Source organism: Vibrio genomosp. F10 str. ZF-129, assembly GCF_000287055.2.
Taxonomy (GTDB): Bacteria; Pseudomonadota; Gammaproteobacteria; order Enterobacterales; family Vibrionaceae; genus Vibrio.
Map to the genome: position 1 here is coordinate 42,368 of NZ_AJYQ02000090.1, position 9,527 is coordinate 51,894.

Annotated in this window: 8 protein-coding genes; 2 read left to right on the forward strand and 6 right to left on the reverse strand. The window is 43.8% G+C overall.

What is annotated here, in order from left to right:
* Positions 1-34 precede the first annotated feature (34 nt).
* Together A1QO_RS09835 and A1QO_RS09840 are read right to left on the reverse strand one after the other, a co-directional pair.
* Entirely contained in the window at positions 35-802 is a 768-nt protein-coding gene (locus A1QO_RS09835) for a sulfite exporter TauE/SafE family protein (RefSeq protein WP_017033198.1), read from the reverse strand.
* 144 nt (positions 803-946) lie between these two features.
* On the reverse strand, positions 947-1,780 hold the full coding sequence (locus A1QO_RS09840) for a DUF6279 family lipoprotein (RefSeq protein WP_017041635.1): 834 nt from the start codon (positions 1,778-1,780) through the stop codon (positions 947-949).
* A gap of 210 nt (positions 1,781-1,990) precedes the next feature.
* On the opposite strand from A1QO_RS09840, the gene A1QO_RS09845 reads away from it, so the two are divergent.
* The gene (locus tag A1QO_RS09845; protein ID WP_026027087.1) at positions 1,991-3,667 is read left to right on the forward strand and encodes an RluA family pseudouridine synthase; all 1,677 of its coding nucleotides are present in this window, start codon (positions 1,991-1,993) and stop codon (positions 3,665-3,667) included.
* 193 nt (positions 3,668-3,860) lie between these two features.
* Here the strand turns inward: A1QO_RS09845 and pstB are convergent, their stop codons facing one another.
* From pstB to A1QO_RS09865, 4 genes are all read right to left on the reverse strand, one after another.
* Entirely contained in the window at positions 3,861-4,610 is a 750-nt protein-coding gene (gene pstB, locus A1QO_RS09850) for a phosphate ABC transporter ATP-binding protein PstB (RefSeq protein WP_017033195.1), read from the reverse strand.
* A 142-nt stretch (positions 4,611-4,752) separates the two neighbouring features.
* Positions 4,753-5,616 carry a phosphate ABC transporter permease PstA gene (gene pstA, locus A1QO_RS09855; protein ID WP_017033194.1) on the reverse strand — a complete coding sequence of 288 codons (864 nt, stop codon included), beginning with the start codon at positions 5,614-5,616 and terminating at the stop codon, positions 4,753-4,755.
* Between the two features lie 5 nt (positions 5,617-5,621).
* Entirely contained in the window at positions 5,622-6,551 is a 930-nt protein-coding gene (pstC, locus tag A1QO_RS09860) for a phosphate ABC transporter permease subunit PstC (RefSeq protein ID WP_017033193.1), read from the reverse strand.
* Positions 6,552-6,646: 95 nt separating this feature from the next.
* Positions 6,647-7,468 carry a phosphate ABC transporter substrate-binding protein gene (locus A1QO_RS09865; RefSeq protein WP_017037266.1) on the reverse strand — a complete coding sequence of 274 codons (822 nt, stop codon included), beginning with the start codon at positions 7,466-7,468 and terminating at the stop codon, positions 6,647-6,649.
* A 371-nt stretch (positions 7,469-7,839) separates the two neighbouring features.
* Here A1QO_RS09865 and A1QO_RS09870 point away from each other — a divergent pair, with 371 nt between their 5' ends.
* Positions 7,840-9,480: a methyl-accepting chemotaxis protein gene (locus A1QO_RS09870; protein WP_017039421.1), complete on the forward strand. Its 1,641-nt coding sequence runs from the start codon at positions 7,840-7,842 to the stop codon at positions 9,478-9,480.
* The last annotated feature ends 47 nt before the right edge of the window (positions 9,481-9,527 follow it).

Below are 9,527 nucleotides of genomic sequence, written 5' to 3' on the forward strand. Positions count from 1 at the left end.
GCTATCTACTCACTTGTGAGGTGCCTAACGCTGTCTAATGGTAAGTTTGGTAGAAGAAATAAAGTGTAATCGCAACACTAGAACCAATCACAAAGTAACGAATGTACGCTTGAGGTATTTTTGAAGATATTCTCGCCGCAGCATAGCCTCCAACTAAAGAACCAACCAATACCGCTCCACCGCGATGCCAATCAATCACATTCTCAAAAATAAACAACACAATGGCCGAAAGAGACACACAAGAAGAAATAACCAGCTTGAGCCCGTTCATTTGGTGAATATTTTGACAGCCGGCCAAAACCAGATAACTTAAGGCAACAATACCTAATCCTGCGTTGAAAAAGCCGCCGTACGCAGAGACAAACAACAAGATCAGTGCCAACGTAATGCTTGCCAATCTTTTTGAATATTGCCCCTGAGGAACTAAACGTTTCACTATCTGTTGTATGGGTTGGCCAAAGATGAACAGGAGGGTTGCAAACCCAAGTAACCATGGAATAGAAACGATAAAAGTATTCTCTGGGATACTCAAAAGCAGGTAAGCACCGAGCGCGCCACCCAAAAGACTGATGACGATGAGTTTTAGTAACTGTTTATCGTTTGTCAGTTCATGCCGAAAACCATAAGCACCACTTAAGTATCCGGAACTGACTGCAAACGTATTCGTCGCGTTAGCTGCAATAGGCGGAACGCCGCACGCAAGAAGCGCAGGAAACGTTATAAAGCTTCCCCCACCAGCAACAGAATTCAATACTCCACCAGCAACACCTGCGCTAAACAACAACACCCACTCTAATAGCATTGACTTTCCTTGTCTCAAGCTAAAACGATACGTTGACCCAACATACACGTTATTGATTTAAAAGTAATCAGACTACTTATTAAATCAACAAGAAGGTTTCATGTGATGTTCGCAAAAAACCTTGAGGCGATAAAACACCTCAATTTATGGCGTTTGTAAGTCCGCTACGATCTCTTTCCATTCGACTAATTCACTGCGAAATCGTTTCAACTGCTTATCACTCATGGTTTTAAACAACTCAACAATGTAGCGTTGACTCACTGAGCGGTTGTGCTCAATCATGTCTTTAAGCTCTGGCGAAAAATACTGATCAGACTCAAACAGTAATCGATGAAAGTTGGGCTGGAAGTAACTCAACTCATCCCGCTTATCCAAGAGACGTCGCCACTCTTCACGCATTCGCGTTTGATAGGCCATCCATTCATAGGCTGAAATCCTGAGATCTTTGGACCAGCGATCAACGATTTTCTGCTGTTCGTTATTCAGCCGGCCTAACCAAGTCTCGACTCGATCACCAATACGCTCTTGGTACCGTGCGTGGATTTCTTGCTCTGATAAATCTTGGTACTTGTTTCTGTATTCTTCGTGACGCTTAGAGAGATTCTCAAGAAGTTGCTCTACCTGTTCATCGGTTAACGTTTGAATCAGCGAGTAAAGATCCGGGGCAACTCGTGTTAACAATCGTTCGGAGTGCTGCTCTATTTTTTTAAAATGTTGGGCTATCGCGTCTGGCGTTAGCGTGTCTGGGGAAATCAGTAACAGCGAATCAATATGTGCTTCATACAAAGGAAGCTCTTCCTTTTTATGCCAATCTTTCAATTGCTGAATTTGGAGCGTCAATATATCGTCTTGATCTCCCGTTAGATCAACAAAATCATCAAGATATTCCAGGATAAACCAGTCTACGTTGCGATAGGCAAATTTCGTCCCGCAACTCATTAATAGCATACAAACTAACACGATGACTGCGCTTCTCAATTTTTGCCTCCTTTCTATTGATCACGTGCATACTCAAAATATAGCACCTATTGCATTGATATCGCGAGGTTCTTGCGTGTTTGGGTTCACCACTTTAAATGAGACAACGGGAATATTTGGAAACAGATACCCCAGTAGAGGCCTAGTAATTGAGAAACAGACGAGTAAAATCAGCATTCACTTCATCATTAAGCCAATTTTAGTCTAGATATGAATAGCTCAGAGCCCTGTTTTACTCGATTTATCGCTTCCACGAACGGAATCTCGCTGCCCGTTCGTTTTACTTTTCCGTTCTACTATCAGCCTCACCCACTGTGTGAGCAAGCGGCCCATGAATTACAACATAGACTCGACACCCAAATAGACTGGATACATGATTTTGGGCTAGTCAACGATTCAAAGAGCGGTACAGGCAAAATGTTTGGGGTATTGGTGGTAAAGAACTCAAAAGGAGAGCTTGGGTATTTAAGCGCTTTTTCAGGGAAAATTGCCGATCAAAATCTTCTTCCCGGTTTCGTGCCACCCGTGTTTGATATGTTAAGCAGTGACAGTTTTTTTCGCTCAGAACTCGCTGAGATTACTCATATAAGTAACGATATCAAGCAATGCCAAGCTAACCCGAAGATCGCAGAGTTAGAAACGAAGCTGCTTCAACAGTCGGATTACTTCGAACAGAAAATTGCATCACACAGACAAGCTATGGTTGAGCAACGAGCACACAGGAAACAGCAGCGTTTACTGATAGACGAAAATGATGCAACCAACCAAGCGGCACTGATTCAGTTGGGTCGAGAAAGTGTGGCGGAAAAAAATGACTTGAAGCAATTGAAAGCGATTCAAAATGAAACCCTGTCTAAGCTTCAATACCAACTATCTCAATTAACGGATGAGATAACCGCGATGCTTGAACAGCGCAAAGCCATGTCGAACGCCCTGCAACATAAGTTGTTTGAACAGTACCAGTTTTTGAACCAAGCTGGGGTAGAAAAGTCACTCAACGCTATTTTCAACGCAACATCAACACCAGTGCCACCAGCAGGATCAGGTGAATGCGCAGCGCCTAAGCTACTGCAATACGCATTCACTCATCAACTTGAACCCGTATGTTTGGCTGAGTTTTGGTGGGGCGTATCCCCTAAGTCTGAAATACGTCAACATAAAAAATACTATCCATCTTGCCAGAGTAAATGCTTACCCATTTTGACCCACATGCTTGAAGGCATTGAATTGGATCCTAATCCTCTATTGGAAAACCCGGCCGAAGGCAAAGAGATCGATATCGTTTATCAAGACGATGCCATTGTGGTAGTGAACAAGCCCGCAGAGTTTCTCTCAGTCCCAGGCAAGCATATTCACGATTCAGTTGCGACACGATTGGCTGAAACCTTCTCGGATGCAGAAGGCCCATTTGTGATCCACAGACTAGATATGTCGACATCAGGGTTACTGGTCTTTGCGTTAACGCGTCGGGCTAACAAAAGCTTGCAAAAACAGTTTATTACACGTGTGGTAGAGAAGCGGTACGTTGCGCTAATAGAAGGACAGCTCACGCAACAAAGTGGCGATGTGTCACTTCCGTTACGCGGTGATTTGTACGACCGGCCTCGTCAGCTAGTTTGCGTTGAACATGGTAAAGCCGCTGAAACACATTGGGAAAAAATCGCCACGACAAACGGCCGAACTAAAGTATACCTTTACCCTAAAACAGGGCGAACTCATCAACTTCGTGTGCACTGTGCACATCAAGATGGGCTCAATATGCCTATTGTCGGTGATGACCTATACGGTAAAAAATCAAACCGTTTGCACTTACACGCTGAGTCTCTGGCTTTTGAACACCCTTACAGCAAAGAGCGAATGCACTTTCAAGTCGATGCGGATTTTTAGTCGTTACCCAAGCGTTACACTAGACCGCACATAACACTAGGCAGCACATAGCACTAGGCAACACATAAAAAAGCCCCTCATTAAGAGGGGCAAAGTTTCCATCGCTTATAGTTATTTTAATTTTATACACCAGTTCGTCTGCCGAGCGTTTTCCCATTTTCCCAAGCAGCATCCCCAGTATGATATTGAGCTTCTAACCAAAGTCGCCGTTAACATAGCCTTTAGTACGGTCATCTTTTGGATCACTGAATATCACTTGAGTATCGTTGTGTTCAACGAGCTCACCCATCAAGAAAAACGCCGTTCTATCTGAAATACGACGCGCTTGCTGCATCGAGTGCGTCACAATAACAATCGTATAGTCTTTCTTAAGCTCTTCCATCAGCTCTTCAATCTTGTGCGTCGCGATTGGGTCAAGGGCAGAAGTCGGCTCATCCATCAAAATCACATCCGGTGCCATCGCAATGGTACGAGCAATACAGAGTCTCTGCTGCTGACCGCCTGATAGGCCAAATGCGTGTGCTTTTAAACGATCTTTCACTTCATCCCATAATGCAGCACCACGTAACGAACGCTCTACGACTTCATCAAGATGCTTTTTGTCTTTAATGCCTTGAGCACGCAATCCATACGCGACATTTTCATAGATACTCATTGGGAAAGGGTTGGGCTTTTGGAATACCATCCCCACTCGAATACGAAGGTCTGATACATCAATATCGCCGTAGATATCCTGACCATCCATTTCAAGGCCGCCGTTAATCGTCACCCCTTCAATCAGATCATTCATACGATTAAGACAACGCAAAAGGGTCGATTTACCACAGCCTGACGGGCCAATTAATGCCGTCACTTGGCGAGTCGGAATCGGCAAATTAATCGATTTAAGCGCTTGGTTCTGGCCGTAAAACAGGTTCAGGTTTTCAATATTAAATTTATTCATTTTGTTTATCTCTAAATTCGGTCAATCGTCTTATTTCAACACGCTTTATATCGGCTCTTATATGTCCTGAGCCTTACTCTGAATACTCTTTTTCGCTAATGATTTTGCGAATTAGTGCTTTTCACATTCATGCTTTTTCAAGTTAGTAAGTAGCGGTGTTAAAACGACTTGCAATCAATTTGGTTATTGTGTTGATAAGCAATACAACAACAATAAGAACCGTGGCAGTGCCATACGCTTGATTCCACTCTTCAATGGTAAAAAGCTCAGTGGTTAATTTGTATAAATGGACAGTCAATGTACGTCCAGAATCCATTAAAGAATCCGGAATTCGAGCGACCATACCCGCCGTGAGAAATACAGGGGCGGATTCACCGATAACTCGACCAATACTTAAAATGACCGAAGTGATAATACCGGGCATTGCGCTTGGTAAGATTAAGCGCCAGATGGTGTAAATTTTTGGCGCACCCAATCCATAAGAGCCTTCTCTGTATGTTTGTGGTACCGCCATTAAGGCTTCTTCCGTGGTTCGAATGATGACCGGAAGAATCAATATGCTCAGCGTTAATGCACCCGATAAGATCGAGAACCCAAAGCCCATGATCACCACAAAGAAGGTCATACCAAACAGGCCGAAGATTATCGACGGAATACCCGCTAATGACTCGGTACAGAATCGAATCACCTTAACCAGTTTACTGCCCACCTTGGCATACTCTGTGAGATAAATAGCGGTCATAATGCCCAGAGGCGCCGCAACCGAAATGGAAGCAATGACCATGTAAACAGTAGACACGATCATAGGGAAAATACCCTGAGAATCGCCAGTGTGACTGTAATTTCCAGTAATGAATGCCCAATCTACGTGTTGAAGACCATTGGACAGGATGTACCACATAATCCAAAACAGAAAACCAACCGTCAAGCCTGCTGCAGCCCATACGAATGCCGTAAGAACATTGTCCTTAAACTGGCGAGACTGCTTTAATTTCACTCTATTCATTGTCACTACCTCGCCTTCTCACGATTTAGATACAGAAGCGCCGCGTTCAGCATCATAATAAACACCAATAAAACGACCCCTGTCGCATACAATGCATTCGCATGGACGCCACTTGCGTACGACATTTCAATAGCGATATTCGCGGTTAACGTCCGTGCTGAATCCAGAATACCTTCTGGCATCGCCGGTGCATTACCCATCACCATAATGATCGCCATGGTTTCACCCAACGCTCTGCCAATGCCTAAAATGACACCCGTCATAATGCCGGATCTTGCCGCGGGAACGAGTAACTTGAAAATGGTAAAAATCTTCGATGCACCGAGCGCCAGTGAGCCTTCTTTATAGGTTCGTGGCACTGCACGAATGGATGTTTCAGACACAGTAATGACGGTAGGAAGAATCATCACCCCTAGTACAATAATCCCGGCTAAAATGGTGTTACCTGCTGGGACTTGGAAGATGTTTTGGATCAGGGGAACAATTATCACTAAGCCAAAAAAGCCGTAAACCACCGATGGTATGCCCGCTAGAAGCTCTACCGCTGGGCGAATAATGTCGGCAACGCGCTTAGGGGCTATTTCAGCAATAAATATCGCTGTCAGAACACCAATCGGCACCCCAACGACAACCGCACCTAACGTTGAAACCACCGATGCCACAATCATTGTTGCAACACCATACAACGCTGGCGGTAACCAGTTTTGGCCTAAAACAATCCCAGACACTCCGACTTCTCGGAATGCAGGAATACTCTCTTTAACGATGAAATAAGCAATAACGGCTAAGGAAACAATACCAATAATGGCACTGGTTAAGAATAAACCGTGGAAAATTCGCTCTTTCCAATCCACACGTTTTTTCGTGCGCAGGCCAGATCGATTAACTTGAGTCGCTTGCGTATTCATAAGCTCTTCACTATTTGCGATGGTCATATCAAAATCTCATGCTTCAATCACAGTGTTCAATAACTCTGATGAAGTGGATAAACGCCCAGCCCAAAGTGGGCCAGGCAAAAGTAACGATGTAATTAATTAACTGAGATGTAGCCTTTTTTAGCCACTAACGCTTGCGCTTCATCTGTTAGCATCCAGTCTAGGAACTTTTGAGTTTCTGCCGATGGCTTGCCTTCTTTGTAAAGAACAAGGAATGGACGCGCAACTTTGTAAGAACCGTTCTTAACGTTATCGACAGAAGCTTCAGTGCCGTCTACCGCTAGCGCATTGACCGATTCGTCGACAGTGCCAAGTGAGATATAACCGATAGCGTATGGGTTTGAAGCCACCATTGTTTTCAGTGCTCCGTTACCGTTGGCAACTTGAGCGCGCTGAGAAATCGCCGATACTTTGATACCAGACACTTTCATTTTTAGGCTCATGATGTCTTCAAATGCACCACGAGTACCTGAAGCGGTATCACGAGTGATCGCAACGATGGGCTTGTCTGCACCACCGACATCTTTCCAGTTCGTAATGTCGCCTTTATAAATCGCTGTGACTTGCTCTGCCGTTAAACCTTTTAGTTTGTTGTTTGGGTTTACCACCACCGCAATACCATCACGAGCAACCACTTCTTCAACTAGCGTTGGTTCTTTTTCAGAGTCTTTTAAATTACGAGAAGACATGCCTAAATCTGCGGTGCCATTTTTAGCCGCTTTCACACCCGCTGAAGATCCTGGTCCTTGAACTTCAATAAAAACTGAATCGTTTGATTTCATATAAGTTTCAGAGAAAACTTCCATCAGTGGAGTAACGCTGCTAGAGCCTACAGCAGAGATGGTTTCTTTTGCAGAAACGGTTGTTACTGCCATTGCGCCTAGAAGTGCGATTGCACCGATAACTGTCTTTTTCATCACTATTTCCTTAAGTGGCCGAATTGCCGTTGTGTTTTACTCGAACGCTGCTCACTTTAGGCGTCAAGTGTGACAGTTGTGTTTCAGTTAATTTAAGCCTCTGTGACAAAGCGAATAACCTGACCAAAATCAATAAATGTTCATTCTCTTTATAACCGACCTCTCCAGCAGCCTATACCTGCCTATACTTGGCGCAGTACAAAAAACGAACGTGATGAATACTGAGGTTTTAAAGTGCATAGTAGTGTGTCGTAAAAACTGAGAGATTAGTTCAATAAATTATTGATATATTCATCAGGAAGATTACAATCAGCCCTCACCATGCAAATGAGAACAATTTGCATCTGAGTATAATTAAAGAGAGGATCTCAATGCGTCAGTTACTCAACGGCTTATCCATAAAAATACAAGTAGTCATCCCCGTCATATTTACGATGTTACTTTTACTCACCGGCATTATTTATAGTACGACGAATTTAAAACACGCGTTCAGCCAAGTGTCCGATTCAACCGAAGAGTTGATTATGCATAAAGATGAACTGACTGAAATCATTGATAACACTTATGCCATGCGAATTAGCGCAATATACAGCCTATTCAGAGCCGATGAAGTCAAAGTATTACCGAGCGTGTTAAAGGAAAGAAGAAAGCAGAATCAAACACTGCTCAGATCACTGTCTCAGATTAATGGGATGGAACGAGAAGTGAACGCAATGAATGTTGCTATGGACACCTATATTGACCATTCGATAAACGTCATGATTCCACTTCTTAATGCCAAGCAGCAGAACAACCTTCCCGTGGGTTTTGATGAAAAATACCAACGTGCTTCAGACGAATATCGCGATGCAGGTAAAATGATGGTGAAAGCGATCTCGGACCTGTCAGATAAAATCAACCTGCTCTCACTTCAAAGGGTTGAAATAAATAGCCAAAAACACACCGCCGTTATCAATAATTCACTGATCGGTTTTGCTGCCCTAGTGTTTGTGGGTGCGTTAAGTTGTTGGCTACTAGCGGGCGTTATCGTTAAGCCGATCATCGAACTTCAAGCAACGATGAAAGAAGTGGCTCATGGTAATCTACTCGTGGAAGCGAATGAAGACGGTGATAATGAAATCACGGCTTTGGCTAAAGATGTCAACTCTACAGTTAAACAGCTTCATGGTACGGTCGATGAGTTAGTTCGAATCAGTGTTGATGTCGCCTCCGCTTCAACAGAACTTGCCACTGTGATGACCCAATCAACGGCAAATTCCGATCAAGAAAAAATCGAAATGGAACAAGTGGCCTCTGCGATTAGCCAGTTAGAACACACCGCAAGTGATGTCACAGCCAACGCTAACATTGCAGACACCGCATCGTCTCAAGCCAATGAATTGGCGATAAACAGCTTAACCATGTTTGAAGAAAGCAATCGTGCTAACGACAAAATGGCGGATCAACTTAATGATGCGGCTGAGGTTGTCCACTCACTTAAAAACCAGTCAGAGCAAATTGGCAAGGTCATTGAAGTGATCGAAAGTATTTCAGAGCAAACCAACTTGCTTGCACTGAATGCTGCCATTGAAGCTGCACGTGCAGGTGAGAGTGGAAGAGGGTTTGCTGTGGTCGCCGACGAAGTTAGAATGCTGGCTGCACGCACACAAGAATCGACCAAAGAGATACAAGCGATTGTTGAAGAGCTGCAATCAAAATCGGGCTTAGCAAACGAGAGTATGAATTCAAGCTTAACCATGTTGGAAAATAACCAAACGCTTTCAGGCCAAGTCAGTGCGGCATTGACTGAGATTTGTGATTCCATTACAAAACTGTCAAGCATCAACACTCAAGTAACGACAGCATCAATAGAACAAGGGCAAGTGACCGCAGATATTAATGTCAATTTAGGTAACATTTATGAGCTGGTCAGCCAAAACGTGATTGGCATAACTCAATCAGCGGCAGCTAGCCAAGAGCTATCTCAATTGGCAGAGAAACAGCGACAGCAGTTGGGATACTTTAAAGTCTAATAGTGTTTTTTGTACATCGATAAAAAAACCGCCAATTGGCGGTTTTT